This window comes from Seonamhaeicola sp. ABD4_340, from assembly GCF_056312135.1.
The window spans coordinates 1,617,354-1,642,503 of sequence record NZ_CM149981.1 but is presented as its reverse complement, the minus strand read 5'-3'; the positions used below and the strand labels follow the sequence as shown (position 1 = coordinate 1,642,503).

Annotated in this window: 15 protein-coding genes; 1 reads left to right on the top strand and 14 read right to left on the bottom strand. The window is 34.5% G+C overall.

From position 1 onward, the window contains the following. Positions 1–62 precede the first annotated feature (62 nt). Positions 63–2,687, bottom strand: coding sequence for a TonB-dependent receptor (locus ACYX4H_RS07100; protein WP_476238506.1), 2,625 nt, complete (start codon positions 2,685–2,687; stop codon positions 63–65). Between the two features lie 169 nt (positions 2,688–2,856). Here ACYX4H_RS07100 and ACYX4H_RS07095 point away from each other — a divergent pair, with 169 nt between their 5' ends. After that, on the top strand, positions 2,857–3,894 hold the full coding sequence (locus tag ACYX4H_RS07095; RefSeq protein ID WP_475294732.1) for a LacI family DNA-binding transcriptional regulator: 1,038 nt from the start codon (positions 2,857–2,859) through the stop codon (positions 3,892–3,894). Here the strand turns inward: ACYX4H_RS07095 and queG are convergent. From queG to ACYX4H_RS07030, 13 genes are all read right to left on the bottom strand, one after another. Beyond that, the gene (queG, locus tag ACYX4H_RS07090) at positions 3,891–4,817 is read right to left on the bottom strand and encodes a tRNA epoxyqueuosine(34) reductase QueG (RefSeq protein ID WP_476238505.1); all 927 of its coding nucleotides are present in this window, start codon (positions 4,815–4,817) and stop codon (positions 3,891–3,893) included. The genes ACYX4H_RS07095 and queG overlap by 4 nt on opposite strands. A 40-nt stretch (positions 4,818–4,857) precedes the next feature. Continuing rightward, positions 4,858–5,880, bottom strand: coding sequence for a Holliday junction branch migration DNA helicase RuvB (gene ruvB, locus ACYX4H_RS07085; RefSeq protein ID WP_475294735.1), 1,023 nt, complete (start codon positions 5,878–5,880; stop codon positions 4,858–4,860). 123 nt (positions 5,881–6,003) lie between these two features. Continuing rightward, the gene (locus ACYX4H_RS07080; RefSeq protein WP_476238503.1) at positions 6,004–7,890 is read right to left on the bottom strand and encodes an OmpA family protein; all 1,887 of its coding nucleotides are present in this window, start codon (positions 7,888–7,890) and stop codon (positions 6,004–6,006) included. 18 nt (positions 7,891–7,908) lie between these two features. Beyond that, complete coding sequence (locus ACYX4H_RS07075; RefSeq protein ID WP_476238502.1) at positions 7,909–8,865, bottom strand: PorP/SprF family type IX secretion system membrane protein; 957 nt, start codon at positions 8,863–8,865, stop codon at positions 7,909–7,911. 27 nt (positions 8,866–8,892) lie between these two features. Continuing rightward, positions 8,893–13,056 carry an Ig-like domain-containing protein gene (locus tag ACYX4H_RS07070; RefSeq protein WP_476238501.1) on the bottom strand — a complete coding sequence of 1,388 codons (4,164 nt, stop codon included), beginning with the start codon at positions 13,054–13,056 and terminating at the stop codon, positions 8,893–8,895. A 260-nt stretch (positions 13,057–13,316) separates the two neighbouring features. Continuing rightward, positions 13,317–15,107 (bottom strand): cytochrome c oxidase subunit I, encoded by a 1,791-nt coding sequence (locus ACYX4H_RS07065; RefSeq protein ID WP_475294739.1) that lies wholly within the window; start codon positions 15,105–15,107, stop codon positions 13,317–13,319. A gap of 29 nt (positions 15,108–15,136) precedes the next feature. Continuing rightward, a complete protein-coding gene (locus ACYX4H_RS07060) occupies positions 15,137–16,204 on the bottom strand; it encodes a cytochrome c oxidase subunit II (RefSeq protein WP_475294740.1) in 1,068 nt (355 codons plus the stop codon). A 30-nt stretch (positions 16,205–16,234) separates the two neighbouring features. After that, on the bottom strand, positions 16,235–17,596 hold the full coding sequence (locus ACYX4H_RS07055; protein ID WP_476238500.1) for a quinol:cytochrome C oxidoreductase: 1,362 nt from the start codon (positions 17,594–17,596) through the stop codon (positions 16,235–16,237). Between the two features lie 20 nt (positions 17,597–17,616). Continuing rightward, positions 17,617–18,168 carry a c-type cytochrome gene (locus tag ACYX4H_RS07050; protein WP_476238638.1) on the bottom strand — a complete coding sequence of 184 codons (552 nt, stop codon included), beginning with the start codon at positions 18,166–18,168 and terminating at the stop codon, positions 17,617–17,619. Positions 18,169–18,180: 12 nt separating this feature from the next. Further along, on the bottom strand, positions 18,181–18,714 hold the full coding sequence (locus ACYX4H_RS07045; RefSeq protein WP_475294742.1) for a DUF3341 domain-containing protein: 534 nt from the start codon (positions 18,712–18,714) through the stop codon (positions 18,181–18,183). A gap of 9 nt (positions 18,715–18,723) precedes the next feature. Continuing rightward, the gene (nrfD, locus tag ACYX4H_RS07040) at positions 18,724–20,484 is read right to left on the bottom strand and encodes an NrfD/PsrC family molybdoenzyme membrane anchor subunit (RefSeq protein WP_476238499.1); all 1,761 of its coding nucleotides are present in this window, start codon (positions 20,482–20,484) and stop codon (positions 18,724–18,726) included. Between the two features lie 103 nt (positions 20,485–20,587). After that, positions 20,588–23,695 (bottom strand): TAT-variant-translocated molybdopterin oxidoreductase, encoded by a 3,108-nt coding sequence (locus ACYX4H_RS07035; protein WP_476238498.1) that lies wholly within the window; start codon positions 23,693–23,695, stop codon positions 20,588–20,590. A 71-nt stretch (positions 23,696–23,766) separates the two neighbouring features. Beyond that, the gene (locus ACYX4H_RS07030) at positions 23,767–25,065 is read right to left on the bottom strand and encodes a c-type cytochrome (RefSeq protein WP_476238637.1); all 1,299 of its coding nucleotides are present in this window, start codon (positions 25,063–25,065) and stop codon (positions 23,767–23,769) included. Positions 25,066–25,150 lie beyond the last annotated feature (85 nt).

Sequence of the window (25,150 nt, the reverse complement as noted above, 5' to 3'; positions counted from 1 at the left end):
GAACAACAAATAAACCCACCCCTTTTTATTCAAACTTAAATCAAACTAAACTTTAAATAATCTTAAAATTTATATTGTAAAGATATTGTTGATGAACGTCCACTAATAGAACGAGCTCTTACTAAACGAGCATCTCCAAAAGCACCATCGCCATTTCCTTCTACTTCTGTTATACCAACAGTGTCAAATAAGTTATTTACACTTAACACTAGAGATAAACCTTTTGTTAAACCTGCTCTACCAATTAAGTTAAAGTATGCATAACCTGGCATTACTAAATCATTGTCATCTTGCGCATAAGACTTTGTTGTACCTAAAACACTTAAACCAATACCATGTTGCTGGTTATCACCAAAGTTGTATGCTGGAGATAGATTGTACACTAAATCGGCTTGTCTTCTTGGAGTATTTCCTTTGTTATCTCCTCCATCAATTTCAGCTTTTGTCCAAGTAAAAGATCCATTAAAGGTAACATTTTCTCCAAAGGCTAAAGCGGTTTCAGCCTCTAAACCTAATGCTTTAAATGGGTTACCTACTGATCGATTTAACTCATTACTTAATCCTTCATCTGTGTTACTCATAAATCCAGTAACATTAACCACACCGTTGTTTAATCTTTTCTTGAAACCTACTTCTAATTGAGATACTTCATCATATTGTACATCGGCTTTTCCGTTTGTTCCATAATTGTTTCTATCCGCCGCTCTACCTGAAGCACCAGAACTATATCTTGCAAATACTGCTGCACCTTTGTTTAATTTGTAGTTAAGACCTGCAGAATATGATACGAAGTTATATTTATCATCAATATTTTGACCTGCATTTCCAATAATTACGGGCACACTCTGCTCAATACCTTCAATAGATCCATTTCCATCATAATCATAAGCACCTTGACTTGTTGGTCCTGCTTGAATATTTCCATTTACACGTACATTTTCAAAACGTACACTTCCATCAAAATTTAATTTATCTGTAATATTAGCATCAATACCTACATAAGGTGAGTTTACATTATGTACAGTATTGTATTTACGTTGACAACAGTTGCCCCAAACAGGCGTACCATAAGAGTACTGTCCGTTTCGTGAAAACCCATCAAAATCAGCTAATCTTGCTTGTCCACCTCCTTTTACTTCAGATATAAAAGAACTCCATTGCCATCCTATTTTTGTGTTTTGTGTGGCTGTAAATAAACCTGCTGTAAAACCTACATTGTCACTTATTTTCTTGGTTACTTTAACATCTCCAAAAAAGTTACTCAAATCGTCAACAGTTACATCAAACATGTGAATAATTTGTGCTAATCCGTTTGAGGGTGCAAAAGTTTCTCTATCTCCATCAGAATACACTAAAGCACCTGTAGCGCTAACGGCATCTCTTGCTGTTGTTTCAATTTCTGCAACTGTTCCTACGGCAGCTGTAAATGGCGACACCCACTCACCGCTATTTCTTGAATACCTTGCCTTACCTGTAACTTTCCAATCATTTTCTAAGTTAAAAGAAAACTCTGCTCCTAATGCTTTTGAAATAGGATTGTTTCCATTTCGAACATCATTTACATGGTTTTCTCCACTAAATGGTGATGTTCCAGCACTTTGCTGTAAATTTACAGAGTGTACAGCATCAGAAGTTATATCAAAACCTGGTAAATTTGAAAATGTAGGGTCGTCGTTACTACCTTCTAACAACATTGGCATTGGTAAATACATTACAGACTTATCGTTTAATAATTTAACATATGCACGTACGTAACCATTATCAAAACGCTTAGTTAAGTTTGCTTTAAATTGCCCTCCTTTGTTACCTTGATATCCTATTTCTCTTGGGCCTTCGCCTGCTCTCATAAAACCTCCAATATGGTATGATAAGCCATTACCAAGCGGAGTACCGTATTCAAAATCTAAACGATTAGTTTGGTAGTCTAACCCAAAAGTAGTTCCCAAAGAACCTCCCTCTGTAGCACCAGTTTTACTAATCATATTAATAATACCTGCTGGACCATTTGAGGTTTGAGTTGATGCTGAACCACCTCTAATTGCCTCAACACGCCCTACATTACTATCTATTCTTAAGAAGTTATCGGCATTACCAAATGACGTATCACCAAATAAGTTTAATGGCAAACCATCTTCTTGAATTTGAAAATATCTTGAACCACCTGATGAAATAGGCACACCACGTACATTAAAGTTAGCATTACCCTCACCACCTGAAGACTCTGCACGAATACCAGGGATATTTCTAAAAAGCTCACCGGCACTTCTTGGGGCTGCTTTTTCTATTAACTCAACATCCATTGTAGATACAGACACACTAGATTCTATTTTAGATTTTGGATTTACAACACCCGTTACAACAATTTCATCAAGAGATTGTGCATCTTCAGCCATAACAATATTAACTGTTAAATTTTCTCCAGTAAAGGTTATGCTTTTTGAAAACTTTGCATACCCTATAAAAGAAGCTGAAATTGTGTACGCACCACTTTCAACTCCTGAAATTGTGTAATTTCCATCAAAATCAGTAACAGCACCTTTAGTAGTTCCTTCTAAAATAATGTTTACCCCAGGAAGTGGTACTCCTGCATTGTCTTTTACGTTTCCTGAAATTGATTGAGCTATAGCACTACCTGCTGTTAACAGAACCAAGATCAGAAAAAAACCGTGTTTTTTTAATAGTTTCATTGCTTATGTATTTAGTTTATAGTAAAAAATTAAAATTATTTTTACCAAATGTATAATTTGACAAGTGTTACTTTACGATTTTAACAATCGAAAACGTTTTCGAAATAACCGAAAACGTTTTCGATAACTTTATTTTTATTATTATCTTTAGCGGAATAACTAATACCGTATGAAGCCTGCCACATTAAAAGATATTGCCGAACAATTAAATATTTCTGTAACAACTGTTTCAAAAGCACTAAAAAATTACCCAGACGTAAGCCCTAAAACAAAAAAACTTGTTAAAGAGTTGGCAGAAACTTTAAATTATAAACCTAACAAATTTGCAGTAAATTTAAGAACCAAAGAATCTAAAACTATTGGGCTTATTATACCAGAAATTGTTCATCACTTTTTCTCAAATGTTATTAAAGGTATTATTTCTCAAGCCGAAAAAAAAGGTTACCTAGTAATTATACTTCAATCAAATGAATCATATAAATTAGAAAAAAAACAATTAGATCATTTAATGAATCAAGGTGTTGATGGCATTATAATATCTTTAGCTAACGGAACAGCAGACTTTAACCATTTAAACGATATTATTAATAAAAATAAACCATTAGTAATGTTTGATAAAATTGCCAAGGTTGTTAAATGCTCAAAAGTTATTATTGATGATAGACTTGCAGCCTATAATGCCACTCAGCATTTAATTAATACTGGATGCAAAAAAATAGCACATTTTAGAGGTGCACTATTACCACAAAACTCTATAGACAGGTTTTTAGGCTATAAAAAAGCGCTTACTGATAACGGTTTTACATACGACCCCTCTTTGGTATACATTTGTGAATGTGGAGATAAAAGTTTTGATGAAGGCAGAAACAATGTTAAAAAGCTACTTGAAGATCATGATGATGTTGATGGTATTTTTATTAACACTGATTTGGTGGCTATTGGTGCCATGACAGAATTTAATAATCAAGGAGTTAAAATACCCGAAGATATAAGTATTGTTGGTTTTAGCAACTGGTTTATGTCATCAGTAATTTCACCAAGTTTAACTACCATTGACCAACCAGGTTACTTGATGGGAAAAACTGCATTTAAACAACTTTATAAAGAAATAAAAGCTTACAAGAAGGAAAAGCCGTTTACCCCTGAAACAATCACCCTAAACACGGCTTTAATTAAACGCGATTCAACTAAAAAAGAATTGAATTAATCTTTTAAAAAATTAATATTGCGTGTTAATCCTGAAAACTTGGTGCGTTTAACTGCCGATTTTTTAAACACCTTCCGGAAGGTTTCTTCGGTTATTTCTTGCCAATCTTTTTTACTCATTGACAATAGTTCTGGATGTGGATTGAACAGTTGCTCATTGTGTGCTTTTGAAAAACGATTCCAAGGGCATACATCTTGACACACATCACACCCAAACATCCAATCGTCAAATTTACCTTTAAACTCTAAAGGAATATTGTCTTTAAGTTCAATAGTGAAATACGAAATACATTTGCTGCCATCAACCACATAAGGCTCTGTAATGGCTTGTGTTGGGCATGCATCAATACAGGCTGTACAGGAGCCACAATGATTTGTTGTTGGCGCATCATACTCCAAATCTAAATCAATAATTAATTCGGCAATAAAATAGAAAGAACCTACTTTTTGGCTTAGTAAATTACTGTGTTTACCAATCCAGCCTAAACCACTTTTGGCTGCCCAAGCTTTATCTAATACGGGCGCTGAATCTACAAATGCTCTCCCACTTACCTCTCCAATTTCATCTTGAATAAAGTGTAAAAGTGCTTTTAGTTTATCTTTTATAACAAAATGATAATCTGTTCCGTAAGCGTATTTTGAAAGTTTAAATGTGTTATTGGTTTGTGTTTCTTCAGGAAAATAGTTTAGTAAAAGTGAAACTACACTTTTTGAATCTTCAACCAGCTTAGTTGGGTCTAAACGCTTATCAAAATGGTTTTCCATGTATTGCATTTGGCCATGCATATTGTTGTTTAACCATTTTTCTAACCTAGGTGCTTCTTCTTCTAAAAAAGTAGCTTTACTAATACCACAAGACAAAAAACCGAGGCGTTTTGCTTCAGTTTTAATAAGTTTTGTATATTTTTCTTTGTTGTTTATCATTTTTAGAAATTCTGAAACAAATTCAGAATAACAATTGGCATCAAAACAAACCGCCTTGTATATTTCCTTTAATTTTACCTAAATGTTTATAGGCCAACTCTGTAACCTCACGCCCGCGAGGTGTGCGCACAATAAAACCTTGTTGTATTAAAAAGGGTTCATAAACTTCTTCAATAGTTTCAGGGCTTTCGCTTACAGCAGTTGCTATGGTTGTTATACCAACGGGGCCGCCTTTAAACTTATCAATTATTGTGGTTAGTATTTTATTATCCATTTCATCTAAGCCGTGTGCATCAACATTTAAAGCTTCTAAAGCATATTTGGCTATTTTAATATCAATGGTGCCGTTGCCTTTTATTTGTGCAAAATCTCTAACCCTACGTAATAAAGCATTGGCTATACGTGGTGTTCCTCGGCTTCGGCCTGCAATTTCAATAGCTGCTTCCATAGAAATAGGCATACTTAAAATAGAAGCGCTACGTTGCAAAATTGTGGTTAATAAATCGGTTTTATAATATTGTAATCTACTTTGAATACCGAAACGGGCACGCATGGGCGATGTTAACAAGCCTGAGCGTGTAGTGGCACCAACTAATGTAAACGGATTTAAATTAATTTGAACCGTTCGGGCATTAGGCCCAGACTCTATCATGATGTCTATTTTATAATCTTCCATGGCAGAATACAAATATTCTTCTACAATGGGGCTTAACCTATGAATCTCGTCTATAAACAATACATCGCGTTCATCTAAATTAGTTAGTAAACCTGCTAAATCTCCTGGTTTATCTAAAACTGGGCCCGAGGTTACTTTAATGCCTACATTTAACTCATTGGCTAAAATATGTGCTAATGTTGTTTTACCTAAACCTGGTGGACCGTGAAATAAGGTGTGATCTAGTGCTTCACTTCGTAAGTTAGCCGCTTGTACAAATACTTGAAGATTATCTAAAACCTGATCTTGACCTGTAAAATCATTAAAGGCTAATGGCCTTAATTTTTTTTCTACATCTAACTCTTCAGGAGAAAAATTTTCGTTTGAAGGATTTAGGTTTTCGTTCATTCAAATAGATATAATTGGAATAGTTTAAATACGCTAACGGTAAACAAATATACATAAAAAGCCTTTCTAAATTAAGAAAGGCTTTATCAAATAAATTGGTTAATTAGGGTTGGTTACAAGGGTTTATTGTATAATTTTAAATTCGCATCTTCGGTTTATATCGTACTCTTCATCACTACAAATGCCCTCTTCAGTACAACGGTTAAGTGGTTGTGTTTCGCCATAACCAACACTTGTTAATCTGCTTTTATTAACTCCTTGATTTACTAAGTAGTTTAGTACCAATTTTGCTCTTTGCTCAGATAGTTTTTGGTTATATGACTGAGCCCCACGAGCATCTGTATGTGCAGATATTTCAACACTTATGCTAGTATGCTTTTTCATTAAATTTACTAAAACATTTAATGTTTTGGCGGCTTCACTTGATATTTCAGACGTATCATAATCAAAATAAATTTTATCTAATTTTATGAGTAATTCACCTTTTTCGTTTTGCTGAATGCGCTCTTCAGCAACAGTAAGTGATTCTAAAGTAATATCTATTTTATGTTGTGGTTTGCCATATTTTCCGGTTAAAAACTCTAATTCTTGCTCAATGTAAGCTTCTCTACTTGCTCTAATTTTATACACTTTATTTGGTTGAAGCTTAAAATTATAGTAACCATTTTCACCCACAATTGTGTCTTTAACTGATTTTGATGACTGATCAATAACTTCAACTAAAGCATTAGGTAATGGTTTATTGCTGTTTTTATCTTTTACAACACCTTCAACTTGATATTTTGATAAAGGATTTTCGTTTCTAACAAAACCATACATTCTATCATATCCTGAACGGTTAGACGATACATAACCTATGTTATTTGCTTCTTTAACTACATAGGCAAAATCATCTAAATTGCTGTTTATTGAGCTACCTAAATTTTCAGGTTTTTTGTATGCCCCGTTTTCAAATGTACTTTTAAAAACATCTAATCCGCCATAACCTTCATGACCAATTGAAGAAAAATACAACACATTGTTTTCACTTATAAACGGAAACTGTTCGCGGTGTTTTGTGTTTATTGTATTGCCCAAATTTTCAGGTTCTCCGTAAGTGCCATCATCATTTATAGCTACTTTATAAATATCAAAACCACCAACAGTTCCGGGCATATCACTAGCAAAATATAGTGTTTTCTCATCAATGCTTAAAGCAGGGTGTTCTGTACTATAGCTGTTTGATGTAAATGGTAAAGCGGTAATATTAGTCCAGATACTATCAACTAATTCTGCTTTATAAATTTTAATATGAGCAATACGCTCTGCATCTGTTTTTTTGCGTGTTGTATTGGTTCTATTAAAATACATAGTTTTGCCATCTTTTGTAAATATAGCATTACTTTCATGCGATGTTGTGTTTATAGTTTCAGGAAACGGTTGCACATTTGCAATGGTGTTATCACTTTTTAACGTGGCGCTATATAAATTTAAATATGGTAAATTATTCCATGCATATGACGGATTATCTGTACTGCGAGCCGATGCAAATGCAACTTTATCATTTCCGTAGAACGACAAACCAAAATCACTACTAGAACCTTCATTTACAATTTGCTTAAGTTTGAATACATGTGGCGCTTTTTTATCTGTTGCTTCAATAAACGCTTTTGTATTTATGGGTTTATTGTAATATAGGCTTAAATGCTCATCGGCTTCATTGTATTGTTTAACGCCTTTTAATGCTTGGGCAAACCTAAAATGGTATTCAATATCAATAGAATCTCCGTAGGTTACAAATAGCTCTCGGTATGTTTTTATAGCATTTTGCAAATTGGCGTTGTAGTAATAACTATCGGCCAAATTTTGCAACACTTCTTGGTTTTTTTCTTTGGTTTCATAAATTTGAGCAGCTTGAGCGTAAGCACGCATTTCAAAAAGTTTATTTACACGCTTTAAATTTTTCTTTTGGGCAAAACCTAATCCGCTAACTAATAATAGGCTTGCAAGTATGTATGTGTTTTTTTTCATGTTTACAATTATTAAATGTTAGAAGAATCTTGGTGAACGATCATAACCGCCTTTGAAACCAAATAAGTCAACATCAAAAAGAATGAATATTTCATGAGAACCTGAATTGTAATCACCTAAGTTATTTGTGGTAAAATCATAGGCATAACCAATTCTTAGTTCTGGTGTAATTCTAAAATTTACTAAACCGCTAATAGCATCACCTAAACGATACCCTAAACCTGCTTCTAGTTTTTCGTTTATTAAAACGTTAGCTGTAACATCAACGGCCATAGGTGCCCCTTTAACTGCTCTGGCCATAAAAGCAGGTTTCAATTTCAAGTCTTGGTTAATATTAAACACGTAACCACCAGTAAAGAAATAATGAACATTTTCTACACCAGTTGCAGTTATGCCATTTTCATTTTCAATATGTTTAGTTGATAGCATGTTTGGGGCCGATATTCCTAAGTAATAATTATTAGCAAAAAAGAATGCTCCTATTCCTAAATTTGGAAATGCTTTATTGATGTTTTCATCAAAAGCTTGATCTGAACTTGAGCCACCAGATTGTAACATTAAATCACTAAAATTAGTATCAAAAAGTGTTACACCAGCTTTTAAACCAAAGGATATTTTACTTTCAATTCCTACAGGAAGCACATAAGCAAAATCTGCATAAATATTATTTTCGCTAACAATATCACCAATATCATCATTGGTGAATGAAATACCCATTTCAATTTTATCGTTAATAGGTGTATGGGCAAAAAAGGTTCCTGTTTTTGGGGCGCCTTCTAAACCAACCCATTGTGTACGGTATAATCCGCCAAGGTTTAAAATACCTTCATTGGCTGTTGCATAAGCCGGATTAATTACGCTCATATTATACATATATTGCGTAAACTGCGGATCTTGTTGTGCTACGCTTTGTAATGACATTAGTGCCAGAACTAATAAAGCAGCTATTTTATGATATATATTTAAATGTTTCATTTTCTGTAAATTTTATGTATCTAAAAATTATCTGCTTAAGTATAAGCGTCCTTGTTCTGGTTTATGTTCCCCATCATTAAACTTAAAAATGTAGAAGTAAACGCCTACTGGTAAATCACCTTTTATTAAAGTTCTAGATTGGTTTGAAGTTCCATCAAACCTTGGGCTATTAGCATTGCCTTTATAAACTACATTACCGTTACGGTTAAAAATTTCAATTTCGAAGTTTGGATATAATATTGATAAATTATCTACATTATAGGTGTCATTTACACCATCGCCGTTTGGCGAAAATCCATCAGGCAACTCAACTTTACCACATCCTGTAATATCTGGTGTTACTGCTAAACGCACACTGCTTTCACAACCTGTAGATAAATCTATTAAAGCTGCATAATACACTGTTGTTGTTTTACTTAAAACATCTGAACCTGATAACACTGTGCCTTCAAGCGCTTCATCATACCAAATAATATTATAAGCCGAAGCATCATAACTCACATTGTTTGCAAGCTCATTTATTGTTGGGTTATCATTTATACAATAAGTTTCATCTGTATTAGTTAAAATTGGTGTTGGCGCATCATTAATGGTTACACTTATTTGAACTGGTTCAGACTCACAACCCGATGTGTTGGTTTGCGTTACATAATAATCGTCGCCATTAATTAATAATTCCGTGCCTGTTAATGGCGTTGTTAAAGCCACATCTTCATACCAATTTATAGTTCCTGATGATGTAATATTAGTATCTAAATCTGATACTATTGGTTGATTTATTGCACAAAACTCAGGGTTAATAGTTGTTACAGTTGGCATTGGCGTGTTGTTAACAGAAACTACTACACTTGCCATGGCATCTGGTGAACAAGGTGATGTTGCTGTAACCGTATAAGTATAGGTATTGGCCACATCAACTGCCGGGTCAAATACACCTGTACCGCTAGTTAAGGCAGGCGACCATGTACCACCACTTTGAGCAGCTGTACCTAAATATGTAAATAAATCTACCGGCGCATCAGTCTCACATAAGTTTACACTGTTATCTTCACCTGCATTTGGCGCTAGAGAAACCGAAACCTCAATACTACTTGAAAATGTACCACAGGCATTTGATAAGGTATAAGTATATGTTCCTGGAGCATCTACTAACGGGTTAAAAACGCCTGTTGAACTATCCATTGCTGGAGACCACGTTCCGCCCGCATCAGGATTTCCGCCTAATTCAGAAAATAAATCTACAGTACCATTATTGCTGCATAAATTTAAAGGAGCTCCATCTGTACCTGCGTTTAAAGGCGTTTCAATAGTTACAGAAATTGTAATACTATCATCAACACAAGGCGCCGATGCTGTTACAGTATACGTAAAGCTGTAAGTACCTGCTGCTACACCTGTAGCATTAAAAGTATTACCAACTAATACACCAACACTATCATCATTTGTCCATGTACCGCCGTTATCTTGTGTGCCATCTAAACCTGTAAATAAGTTGATGTTAGCACTATCATTACAGGCAATAATTGTTGTAGCATTTAAAGCACCTGCTGTTGGTGTTTGGTTAATGGCTACGGTTACTGCTGTTCTAGTTGAAGATTCACAACCTGTAGTTGCGTTTGTTTGCGATACGTAATATGTTTGACCATCTACTAAAGCTGTTGAAACATCAATAGGTGCACCAGCAGTTGAAGTGTTGTACCATTGTACTGAATTTCCAACAACAACCAAATCTGCTACGGTAGCACTATCACAAAATGCTTGTGGAGAAGCGGCTGAAGGCGCAGTTGTATCATTTATTATGATACTAACTGTTACATCTACATCATCACAACTTCCTATAGCATCAACATCAAATGTGAAATTATAAGTTCCTTGAGTTAATCCATCTAAAGTAACTGTATTACCCGATAAAGCACCTGAAGCATCATCATCTAACCATGTTCCAGTTTGATCTTCACCTTCTATTAAATCGAATAAATTATAGGTTTGCCCTGTAGTAATTTCAAAAACACAAAACTCAACTGGTGCATTGGCTGTACCGGATTCTGGTGCATCATCAATGGTAATTACAACTGTACTGCTGTTTGAACATCCGTTAGCATCAGTAATTGCATATGTATAACTGTATGAACCAATGGCTAACAACGTTAAATCTACATTACTACCGGTTAATGCTCTTGATGTATCATCATCTGTCCATATGCCGCCCGCATCTTCTCCGGTTAATTGACCGAATAAATCTAATGGTGAATTTGATGTTACATCATTTTCACAAAATGCAACTGGTGATGGTATACCTGTATTTGGTAATGGGTTTATTACAACGCTTACCGTGACGTTTGCATCATCACAACTTCCTATGGCATCAACATCAAAAGTAAAATTATAGGTTGCTGGTGTTAAACCTGATAAGTCTGCAATGTTTCCTGTTAAAACACCTGTAGCATTGTCATCTAACCATGTTCCGGTTTGATCTTCACCTGCTATTAAATCGAATAAATTATAATTTGATGGCGCTGATCCTTCACAAAACTCAACTGGTGCATTGGCTATTCCAGATTCTGGTGCATCATCAATGGTTATGGTAATTTGTTCCGTATCTGAGCATGCTCCATTGTCAATGGTGTATGTGAAAATATACGGACTCCCAGCAACTGTAAAGCTTGTAATATCTATGCTATTTGAAACGGTTGTATTGCTAGCATCTCGCCATGTTCCTGCATTATTGTCTTGTGAATTATCTAAAGCATCAAATAAATTGAATGGTGAATTGGTTGATAAATCATTTTCGCAAAACGATTGGTTAATCGCATTACCTGCATTAGGATCTTGTAATACGGTAACTTGAACTGTTGTTGATTCTTCAGGACACGGATTAGGCGCTAAATTTTGTGTATATGTAAAATTATAACTTCCAACGGTGTATGAAGACAAATCTATTGTTGATGTAGTTACGGGGTCTGTACTATTGGTTCCTATGGTCCATTGCCCATTTAAATCTTCGTTTTCTAATAATGTAAATAAATCAAAATCTGTTGGTAATGCTGACACACAAAAAGATGTTGGATTTAGTGTTGAAACAGCACCCGAAGAAAATGTTTCATATACTTGAATGGCCACTGTAGAAGATGATTGCGGACACCCTGTTGTAGCTGGTACTGTGTATGAGAAAATATATAAACCTCCTGTTGTTAAACCAGCAATGTTAACTGTACCTCTAAAACCGTTTGAAGTAGCTACTGGCCCAGACCAAGTTCCGTTTGTATCTTTAATGCCACCTAATTCATCAAACAAATCAAAATTTGAAGTAGGTAAACTATCATTACAATACTCTAAACTTGCTGATGTGCCTGAATTTGGTGGTGTTTCAATATTTACCGTTACAGAGGCAACATTACTTTCACAAAAAATATCATCAACCTGTACATAATAAATACCTCCATTAGTTAATGCTGTTGTTGAAGAAAGCGCCGGCGGAACTGGGTTGCCAAAACCATCAATGTTTTCATACCAATTAAAATTTGTTGAGGCCGTTCCTGGATCTAAATTACCAACTAAAGGATTTGTATTAGAACAAAATACCTGCAAAGGTTGTGGTGTTGGATCTTGTGGCGCTGAAAACACACCAACTTGACCAATTTCTATTTGACCTTTACAATTACTATTATCAACAAAAATAATAAAGTAATTTTGAGCGCCTACAGGAATAACATCAGCAGGTACAGCTTGATTAGTTAGTGAAAAATCTCGATAAACTTCAACTGAACCTCCTGAAGGTATGCTGGCTGCCAATACATCATCAATATAAGTTTGTATGGTTGCATTTTCATTACTACAATAAATTTTATCTAAATTTTCGCCAGACGCGTCAACTTCAAAATCTACAATAATAGGTAATCTTGTTCCACAGGAACCTGAATTGTCACCTGCGTAATAAGTGCCTTCATAAACTAATTGATTAGCATTGTAGGCTGTACCTCCTGTTGGAGCATCGTACCATACAATGCCATTCCCCATATCTGTGGCATATGTGTTTAAATCTGAAAATGTAAAACTTGCGGAATCGCAAATGGGCGCTGGTGTAGGGTTAGGTATTAAAGGGCATTGCGCATAAGAAACCAACGTAAACCCTAAAAACCACAAAAGGAACATATATTTATATACATTACCTAGAAGTAATTTTGTTTTCATACTTTATAGTTAAATTACATTATTGATGCTTCCAACTAAAAACATTCCTCAAGAATAATTTAGATATAACATCATATATTTAGTGCAATTTAACTTATTTTTTTGTTTTTTGTCGATGTTTGTTAATTTTTTTTACTTTTTAACGATTATTTTATGCTTTTAAACGATTTTTAATGTTTCTATACTCCTGTAAGTTAATTACAACAAAAAAGCCTTTCCAAATATTTGGAAAGGCTTTTTGTGATTTATTTATATATATGTTAGTGTTGTAACTCTTCTTCACCGTCTTTTAACGGTATGTTTTGCGGTACAAAATCTACATCATGTCCTGGTTTACTATAATCATATGACCAACGATATACATGTGGTATTTCACCTGGCCAGTTACCATGAATGTGCTCTACAGGTGTAGTCCATTCTAAAGTAGTAGCACGCCATGGGTTTTGTGTTGCTTTTTTTCCATAGTACATACTAGAAAAGAAATTGTATAAATATACTATTTGAACAACACCTCCAATTAATGCAAATATTGTAATAATTACATTTACGTTTGATACATCATCAAACAAAGGGAAATTACTATTAGTGTAATATCTACGAGGTAAACCTGCCATACCTATAAAATGCATTGGAAAAAATACACCATAAGCACAAACAGCTGTAATCCAGAAATGGATATAACCTAAGTTTTTGTTTAACATTCTACCATACATTTTTGGATACCAATGGTAAATACCTGCAAACATTCCATATAAAGCAGATATACCCATTACTAAATGGAAGTGTGCAACTACAAAATATGTATCGTGAACGTTAATATCTAAAGCACTATCACCTAAAATAATACCGGTTAAACCACCAGTTATGAAAGTAGAAACAAAACCTATTGAGAATAACATTGCTGGATTCATTTGAAGATTACCCTTCCAAATTGTAGTAATCCAGTTAAATGCTTTTACTGCTGAAGGTATTGCAATTAATAATGTTGTGAATGTGAATACTGAACCTAAGAACGGATTCATACCAGATACGAACATATGGTGACCCCATACAATTGTTGATAAGAATGCGATAGCTAAAATAGAAGCAATCATTGCACGGTAACCAAAAATAGGTTTGCGTGAATTGGTTGCCATAATTTCAGATACTAATCCCATTGCTGGTAATATTACTATATATACTTCTGGATGCCCTAAAAACCAAAATAAGTGCTCAAATAATACAGGAGAACCACCTTGATAATGTAAAACTTCACCTTGAATGAAAATATCTGATAAGAAGAATGATGTACCAAAACTTCTATCCATAATTAATAATAAAGCGGCAGATAATAAAACAGGAAACGAAATAATACCTATAATAGCAGTAACAAAAAATGCCCAAATGGTTAAAGGTAATCTTGTCATAGACATTCCTTTGGTTCTTAAATTAAGTACTGTTACTACATAGTTTAATGAACCCAATAATGATGAAGCAATAAAAATTGCCATAGATACCAACCATAAAGTCATACCCGCACCTGATCCTCCTTGAGCCATTGGTAATGCTGATAGCGGAGGATAAATAGTCCAACCTGCAGCTGCTGGTCCTGCTTCAACAAATAATGAAATAACCATTATTATACTTGACACAAAAAATAACCAGTAAGATACCATATTTAGAAAACCTGAAGCCATATCACGTGCTCCAATTTGTAATGGTATTAATAAGTTACTAAAAGTACCACTTAAACCTGCTGTTAGTACAAAAAACACCATTATTGTACCATGTATTGTAACTAAGGCTAAATATATATCGGCATCCATAACACCGTCTGGAGCCCATTTACCTAATAATGCTTCAAACAAAACATTTGGTTGTTCTGGCCATGCTATTTGCATACGGAACAATAATGACATCATTACCCCAATAACACCCATAATAGTACCTGTAACCAAATATTGTTTAGCAATCATTTTATGATCCATGCTAAATATATACTTTGTTACAAAAGTTTCTTTATGATGATGTCCGTGATCGTCGTGAGCGTGAGTATCTGCGTGTGCTGACATAATCTTATATCGTTTTTTCTTTTTTTATTTTAGTTAATTAGAGAGTTTTTGAATTCTTTTTGCTCTTTTAACCAAGCATTAAATTCTTCTTCAGTTTCAACAACAATTTTCATTTGCATGTTATAGTGAGATTTTCCACAAATTTTATTACAAATAAGTAAGTAATCAAACTCATAGCGATCTAATGGATCTTCACCTTTAGCAACTAAATCTTTGCTCTTTTCAACTCTAATTTCATTTATGTTTTTAACCTTATCTTGAATATCTAGCGTTGCACGCATTTCTTCAGTAGTTTTTGAAGGTGTGAAACCAAACTGTGTAATCATACCTGGCACACAGTTCATTTGAGCTCTAAAGTGTGGCATGTATGCCGAATGTAATACATCTTGAGAACGCATTTTAAACAAAACAGGACGACCTTTAGGTAAATGTAATTCAGTTGTTATGATATCATCTTGAGCGTTTGGATCTGCTTCATCTAAACCTAAAATGTTAGCTCTATCTAAATCAATTAAACGTACATTAGCTTTTCCTAATGTATTATCGGCACCAGCATAACGTGCTTTCCAGTTAAACTGTTGTGCATATAACTCAACAACTATTGGATCATCACTTTCATCAACACCCATAATGTTAATCCAAGTATTTAAACCGTAAATTATTAAACCTGCTAACACAATAACAGGAATAATTGTCCAGATAGCTTCCAATTTATTATTGTCTGCAAAAAACAAAGCTTGTTTTCCTTTTTCGCCTTTATATTTAAAAGCAAAGTAGTGTAATAAGAACTGTGTTATTGTTTGAACAAAAAAGATAATTACCAATGATATAACCATTAAGTTGTCAATGGTTGGACCATGCTCTGAAGCTGAATTAGATAGCAAGGGTAAATCTCCCCATTTTATACAGCTAATAATGGTTATTAAATAGATGAATCCTAAGAAACCCATCATTAAATATCCGTTTAAGGTATTATCCTTATCTGTGGCAACCTGTGTATTTTCACTTTTAGCTTGCGCCAAATCGAATATTTTAACCATTTGCCAAATGGCAATTAAAATAAATACTAAAACTATAATTGTTAATAAAGCAGTCATTGGTATTGTTCGTCTTTATTTAATCTTTAATTAATAATGAAATTCTTCGCTTTCTTTTCTAAAAGGGTATCTTTTTACTAGTAAAGGTGCTTTGGTTAAAGCAGTAAATACTACAAAAATGAATAAGCCAGCGAAAAGTAATATTGAGCTTATTTCAGGAATTCCTACAGACCATCTGTCACCAACTGTTGCTGGCATAATCATATTGAAAACATCAATATAATGCCCTAAAAGAATTACTAAACCTGTTAAAACTACAAACCATGGTACACGTTTGTAATCTGCGCTCATTAGCATTAATATAGGGAATACAAAATTTAAAACAACCATACCTAAGAATGGTAATTTATAATCATTAAATCTGGCAATAAAATATGTTACCTCTTCTGGTATGTTAGAATACCAAATAAGCATAAACTGAGAGAACCACAAATATGTCCAGAAAATACTTATTGCAAACATAAATTTAGCAACATCATGTAAATGGTTTTCATTTACAAATTCTAAGTATCCTTTAGTTTTTAAGTATAGCGTTATTAATGCAATAGTAGTAATACCACTTACAAACATACTAGCAAACACATACCAACCAAATAAAGTTGAGAACCAGTGCGGATCTACACTCATAATCCAATCCCAAGACATCATAGATTCTGTGTAAATGAAGAACACTAAGAAACCAGCTGCTATTCGGAAAGATTTTTTATAGTTACTATTATCATCAGCAGTATCTTGAGCTATTGAGAACTTACGTGCAAAATGACGGTAAGCTGCCCAACCAGCAATAAATATAATACCCCTAATAGTAAAACCTGTAAGGTTTAAGAAACCTGTTTTACCTTGAATTAATTTATCATGTGCCACAACTTCAGGATCCATCCAAATGAATAAGTTGTAATGACCAATGGTACCTGATGCTATAGCAATTAATAATACTATTATAGCCCCTGGTAATACATAAGCTGTAATAGCTTCCATTATTCTAAAAAGCACTGGAGACCATCCTGCTTGCGATGCTATTTGTATTGCATAAAATGCCAATGTTCCTAAAGCTATCATCATAAAGAAAAAAGCAGCTACGTATAAAGCAGCCCATGGCCTGTTAGCTATTTGATGCATTACATGCTCAACGTGTTTTTTGTGTTCATCAACATGTGTATCTGCAGCATTGTGTGAATCATGTCCAGAGCTTGCGTGTGTATTATGAGCGTCTGTTGTGTGATGAGCAGCCTCTTCGGCATGACCACCACCGTGGTGCGCTTCAGCTTCTAATAAATGCTCAACGTCTTCAAAAGATTTATGAGATGACATAAAACCAATTCCTACGCCAACGGCTCCTAAAACCATTAGTATTATAGAAAATGTCTTTAATTTATTTGAAAATGTGTACATATCTGTATAATCTTATCTTCTTACTTTTCTAAATCTGCTTTTAACTTTAAAACGTATGATACTACTTGCCAACGCTCTTCAGGGTTTAACTGATTAGCGTATGAACCCATACTGTTTTTTCCGTAGTAAATGGTATGGTAAATACTGCCTTCTGTAATTGCTCTACCAACATCATCATAACTTGGTATACCTAATATTTTTTCACGTTTTACCAAGTTACCTTGTCCATTACCTTTTCCTCCGTGACAAATAGCACAATATATGTCATAAAGTTCTTTACCTTTATTTAAATCTACTTGTGTAGAATCTAATGGGCTTTTTAAAGTTGCCTTAGCTAATTCATAACCTTCGGTAGTGTTATCTATATCAAAAGGAATATAACCGCGCGCAATTGTACCTTCAATTGGCAATTGTGCTTCAACACCATTACGAAATGCTGCTTCGCCATAAGTTTCATATCCTTCAGATTCATACATATTTGGCATGAACTGATAGTTAGGAGCTGTATCTTTTTTACATGATACTGCTACTAAAACGATTGCTATTGCTAATATTTTAAATACGCTTTTCATCATAGTACTATATTAATGCGCTTCTTTATCAATTAAATTAATTTCTACAGCTCCAGTTTGCTTAAGTAAGTTTTCTAACTCACTTTCGTTTCCATGTACTGCAATTTCCATTAAAAAATGATCATCTGTAGTTCTAGGATCTGGATTTTCAGCATCTTTAAAAGGCCACATTCTACTTCTTAAATAAAATGTTATTACCATTAAATGCGCTGCAAAAAACACCGTAAGTTCAAACATAATAGGCACAAAAGCTGGCATATTTTCAATGTAGCTAAAGCTAGGTTTACCTCCTATGTTTTGAGGCCAATCTTCAATCATGATAAAATTCATCATGGTTATAGCCACTGTTAAACCAACTAAGCCATACATAAAAGCTGTTATAGCTATACGTGTTGGAGCTAACCCCATAGCTTTGTCTAAACCGTGTACAGGGAATGGTGTATAAATTTCTTCTATATGATGTTTTTCTGCTTTTACTTTTTTAACAGCAGACATTAATACATCGTCGTCGTTATAAATAGCGTGAATTACTTTTGAAGCTTCCATATGCTACTTTTAGTTTATTAAATTTTTAGCTTGACCAGACCAATCATCACGCTCTGCTCTTCCTGGGAAAGAACCTGTAATAGAATCTAGTAAATCGTATTCTTTTTTTGTCATTTTACTTACTTGTAAGAATGTGTAAATACCAATGCTATTTAACACTTCTTCCATTTTTGGTCCAATTCCACTAATTTTCTTTAAATCATCAGCAGTTTGTGTATTAGCATCAAAAGCACCAATAGAGCCTAGTAAGTTATTAACTCTTTCGTTTTTTTCTTCCTCTGAAATTTCTTTAACATCTTCAATATCAGCCTTTACTTCAGCTACATTACTTGTAACTAATCCAGCTTTTGATGTTCTCTCATCTGCACCAGTACCGCTTAAAGTTTCACCAGATTCTCTTATAGTTTTATACTTGTCACCTGATGATTTTAGTATTGTTTTAACCTCCGCTTGCGCTATAACTGGGAATGTTCTTGAGTATAATAAAAACAACACAAAGAAGAAACCAATTGTACCTATAAAGATACCTATATCAACAAATGTAGGTGAGAACATAGTCCATGATGATGGTAAATAATCACGGTGTAATGATGTTACAATAATTACAAATCGTTCAAACCACATACCTATATTTACAACTATAGAAATAATGAAAGAGAACATGATACTTGTTCTTAATTTTTTGAACCACATAAACTGCGGAGAAAATACGTTACAAGTCATCATAGCCCAATATGCCCACCAGTAAGGACCTGTTGCTCTGTTTAAGAAAGCATATTGCTCATACTCCACACCAGAATACCATGCTATAAACAGCTCAGTAATATATGCCACACCAACAATAGAACCGGTAATCATAATTACTAAGTTCATTAACTCTATGTGTTGTACAGTAATATAATCTTCTAAATTACATACTTTACGCATTATAATTAAAAGTGTGTTTACCATTGCGAAACCAGAAAATACTGCTCCAGCAACAAAGTAAGGTGGAAATATAGTGGTATGCCAACCCGGAATTACCGATGTTGCGAAGTCAAACGATACAATAGTATGTACAGAAAGCACTAAAGGTGTTGCTAAACCAGCAAGTACTAAAGATACTTCTTCAAAACGTTGCCAATCTTTAGCACGACCAGACCAACCAAAACTTAATAATGCATATATTTTCTTTTGGAATGGTTTTATAGCTCTATCACGTAACATAGCAAAATCTGGTAATAAACCAGTCCACCAGAATACTAATGACACTGATAAGTATGTTGAAATTGCGAATACGTCCCAAAGTAATGGCGAGTTAAAATTCACCCATAATGAACCGAATTGATTTGGAATTGGTAATACCCAATACCCTAACCAAGGACGACCCATGTGAATAATTGGGAATAAACCTGCCTGAACTACCGAGAAAATTGTCATTGCCTCTGCAGAACGGTTAATAGCCATTCTCCATTTTTGACGGAATAATAAAAGTACGGCAGAAATAAGAGTTCCTGCGTGACCAATACCTACCCACCAAACAAAGTTTGTAATATCCCAGGCCCAACCTACGGTTTTATTTAAACCCCAAGTTCCAATACCTGTAGATACGGTATACAAAATACATCCAATTCCCCAAAGAAAAGCTGTTAATGATATTCCAAAAACAATCCACCATTGTTTATTTGCTTTTCCTTCAACAGGCTTAGCTACATCCACAGTAACATCGTGGTATGATTTATTGCCTGTAACTAAGGGTCTTCTAATAGGTGCTTCGTAATGAGACGCCATATTTTATTGTTTAATTGTTTATTTTTATTAGAAGTTTATTTGTTTATGAGTTTAGAGGTTTTTGTACTTTAAACGTAGTAAACTTTGTAAACTTTTTTCTTAATTATGCTTCAGTTGTATTTCTCACTTTTGTTTGATAAATAACATTTGGTTTGGTACCAATGTGCTCTAATAAGTGATACATACGGTTATCTTCTTTAAGTTTTGCAACTTTACTTTGCTTATCATTAATATCACCAAAAACCATAGCTCCACTACTACAAGCTGCAGAACATGCTGTTTTAAGTTCACCGTCTTTAATTTTACGTCCGTCACGTTTAGCATCAAGAATTGTTTTTTGTGTCATTTGAATACACATAGAACATTTTTCCATAACACCACGAGAACGTACAACAACATCAGGGTTTAGTACCATACGTCCTAAATCATCATTCATATGATAATCAAACTCATCATTACTGTTGTATAAGAACCAGTTGAAACGACGTACTTTGTAAGGACAGTTGTTTGCACAATATCTTGTACCTACACAACGGTTATACGCCATATGGTTTTGACCTTGACGACCGTGTGATGTTGCTGCTACAGGACAAACTGTTTCACAAGGAGCGTGATTACAATGTTGACACATTACTGGTTGGAAAGCTACTTGTGGATTATCTGCTGGAGATTCCATTTCACCAAATTGGCTTAATGATTCTCCTAAACCAGAAATATTATCTTTCTTTTCGTTATCACCTTCAAAAGAATCTTCTGAAGAATAATATCTATCAATACGTAACCAATGCATATCTCGTGATCTACGCACTTCTTCTTTACCTACAACTGGCACGTTATTTTCTGCATGACATGCAATAACACAAGCACCACAACCCGTACAGGCATTTAAATCTATAGACAAGTTAAAATGATGACCTATTGAACGATCAAATTCTTCCCATAAATCTACATCTGGTGATGTAACAGGTGTTTCTTCGTGATTTAAAGATACTTTTGGTACTTTATTCCAACCATGTTCATGGTCTTCTTTATCGTAAGTATTGAAAATTTCTAATGTTGTTTCTTTAACAATGTCACCACGTCCCATTAACGTGTTATGTAACTGTACACATGCAAATTCATGTTCGCCAGAAGCAGCTTCAACAGTTACGTTTTGTACATTATTAAAGTTTGTGTATAATGCATAAGCATTAACACCTGTCATCATTTCTTCTTTTAAACCTGCAGATCTACCATAACCAAATGATAATCCAACAGATCCTTTTGCTTGACCAGGCTGTATTAAAACAGGTACTTTTACAGTTACACCACTTACAGTTACATTAGCATAACTACCATTTAAAGCTCCAGTAGCAACATGCCTGTTACTTAAACCTAAAGCTTCGGCATCAGCTTTTGATACTGTTAAATAGTTATCCCAAGATGTTCTTGTAATAGGGTCTGGAAACTCTTGTAACCATGGGTTGTTGGCTTGTTGACCATCACCCATTCCAGTTTTAGTGTATAATGTTAACTCTAAACCTGCAGAGGCTTTTACTGATCTTGCTAAAGCAGACGCCGCATTGCTAGCAGGCGTTTCTGTTTCCTCAGTAGTTTCAGCAGTATTTTCAGTTTCAGTTGTAATAGTTCCAACATAAACACCATCATGTAATGCTTTGTTGAAAGAACCTCCGCCTAAAATACTTGTTCCCCAAGTTTCTTTTATATAATCTACATAAGACAATGTGTTACCTGTCCACTTTAATAAAGCTTCTTGAAACTGTCTTGTACTAAATAAAGGACGAATAGTTGGTTGTGTTAAGGCATAATATCCTTTTTTCAACTCTATATCTCCCCAAGATTCTAAGTAATGAGGTGCTGCTGCTATGTATGTTGATAAACTAGAAGTTTCATCGGCTTTCATTGAAAAGGCTACAGAAAATGTTTTTTTCAAACCTTCTGCAAATTCAGCGGCATTAGGTAGTGTGTAAACAGGATTTACACCACTCATAATTAACACACCAACCTTACCAGATTTTAAATCTGAAATCAAAGCAGCTACATCTTTAGCATTACCTTGTCTAGTTTTAATAGGTGTATTTGGTTTAAAAGCTTTACTTGATAAAGCTTCATTTATTTCTAAAACAACAGTTTGAGCATTTACATCTTGAATACCCGAAACTACAACAGCTTTACTTCCTGCTTTTTTAAGTTGAGAAGCTGCTTTTTGAATAGCGTTTTCAACAGATTCTGGTAATTTACTACCAGCATAAGCACTACCAACTACTAAACTGTGTAATTTAGATAACACTAATTTTTGTTGACTTGGTGTTACCGGCACACGTTTATCTGCATTAGCGCCAGACAATGACATATTGGATTCAAATTGAATATGGCGAGACATTTTGCCATGATCTGGAATTCTATTTTTAGAATAACCAGCATCAAAACCGCCTCCTTGCCAATCTCCTAAGAAATCTGCACCAACAGACACTATTGTCATTGCTTTAGAAAAATCGTAATCTGCTAGACCACGTTCTCCATATTTAGCTTGGTAAGCGTCAATAGCTGCCGATTCTGAAACAGCATCATAAACCACATGACGAACATTACCATATTTTTCTTTAAATTCTGAAATTAATTTACTTGTAGAAGGGCTCGCATAAGTTTGCGTTAACAACACAACATCTTTACCTGTTTGAGCTGCTTTGTTTAGTTGACTAGCAACTTCAGCATCTAACTCCTCCCAAGTAACATTAGACTCTCCTTTTTTTGGCCCTTGTACTCTTAAGCTATCATATAAACCTAAAACCGATGCATTAACCCTAGCGTTTGCACTACCATTGGTAGCTGCCATGTTATTGTTTTCAATTTTAATAGGACGACCTTCGCGCGTTTTCACTAAAACACTAGCATAATCAAATCCGTCTGCAATTGTAGTTGCATAATAATTAGCAACACCAGGAATAATTTCTTGTGGTTGCACTACGTAAGGAATTGATTTCTTTACTGGCCCTTCACATGCAGCTAATGAAGCTGCTGCAGTACTAAAACCAACGTATTTTAGAAAATCACGACGAGTAGTTGAACTTGTTTCAAGAGTTTCTTTATCTCCTAAAAACTCATCTACAGGAATTTCTTGTACAAATTCGTTTTGTTTTAGCGTCTCAACAATAGAACTATTCTCGTTTAGCTCTTCAACACTTTTCCAGTATTTCTTGTTTGATGACATATGATATAATTGAATTACTTCTTTTTAATTATTTATAATTTTCCGTTTGAAAGGAAAAGAAAATCACATTTTTAATAGTGACATTTACCACATTCCAGTCCGCCCATTTGAGCAACTGTTAATTTCTCAACACCGTACTTTTTAGATAATTCAGAATGAATTTTCTCATAGTACTCATTATCTTCTACCTTCACATTAGTTTTTCTGTGACAATCTATACACCAACCCATAGTTAATGGCGCGTGTTGATATAACACTTCCATTTCCTGAACAGGACCGTGACATGTTTGACACTCTTGCCCGCCAACAGTTACGTGTTGTGAGTGATTAAAGTACACGAAATCTGGTAAATTATGTATTCTAACCCATTTCACAGGCTTAGATTCTCCAGTATATTTTTGATCAGCATCACTCCAACCAACAGCCTCATAAAGCTTTTGGATTTCACCATCATAAAACTCTTTTGAATGCTCTGGAGTTGTTTCTCCATTGTATTCAGAAACATTTTTATGACAATTCATACAAATATTTAACGAAGGAATACCTGAATGCTTACTAACTCTAGCAGAAGAGTGGCAATATTTACAATCTATACCGTTATCACCAGCATGTATTTTATGCGAAAAGTGAATTGGCTGAACAGGCTGATAGCCTTGATCTATACCTACCTGCATTAAATACCCATAAGCAAAATAAGCACTTGCAAGCAAAAAGAATATTGCTGTAACTAACATTAAAAACTGATTCTCAACAAAAGCTTTCCAAAGCGGCTTTCTTTTAGTTGCTTCAGGTAAATCTATGTTTTGTGCCGCTGCAAATCTGCGTAATGTTTTATTCACTAAAAACAAGCCTGCTGCTAACAACACAAACAAGATTGCTAAGGCACCTAGAATAATTTCGTTAGAAATACCACCAGATTGAGCCGCTGTTTGCGCACCCGCAACTGCACCAGTAGCAACTGCCGCTGGAGGCGCCGCTTTTTCTTGAGCCGTATATGCTAAAATATTATTTAAATCGTCATCAGATAATTGTGGAAAAGCCGTCATTGCTGCACCACCAAAATCATTATACACTTTGTTCGCGTAGGCATCGCCAGACTTAATAACACTTGAACTGTTTCTTACCCATGCATAAATCCAATCCCTATCTAAACCTTGCTCATCAGCTAAACGCTGTTCTACATGGCGCAGTGCCGGACCCGTCATTTTCTTATCTAAATGATGACAAGCCGCACAGTTGGTATTAAACAATGATTTTCCTTTTGCTGGATCTCCTTCTTGAGCAGAGAGCGAGGTTGTAAACGCTAATAAAATAATTAAGCCTATACGAAGTAAGTTGCTGCCTAATTTACGGTGAATCACCTGTTTCATATTATTGGTTAAATTAACTTCTAATCTTTGGTATGATTTTTTCATTGAAACATGACAAATATCATACTTATAAAATCTCAGGCAA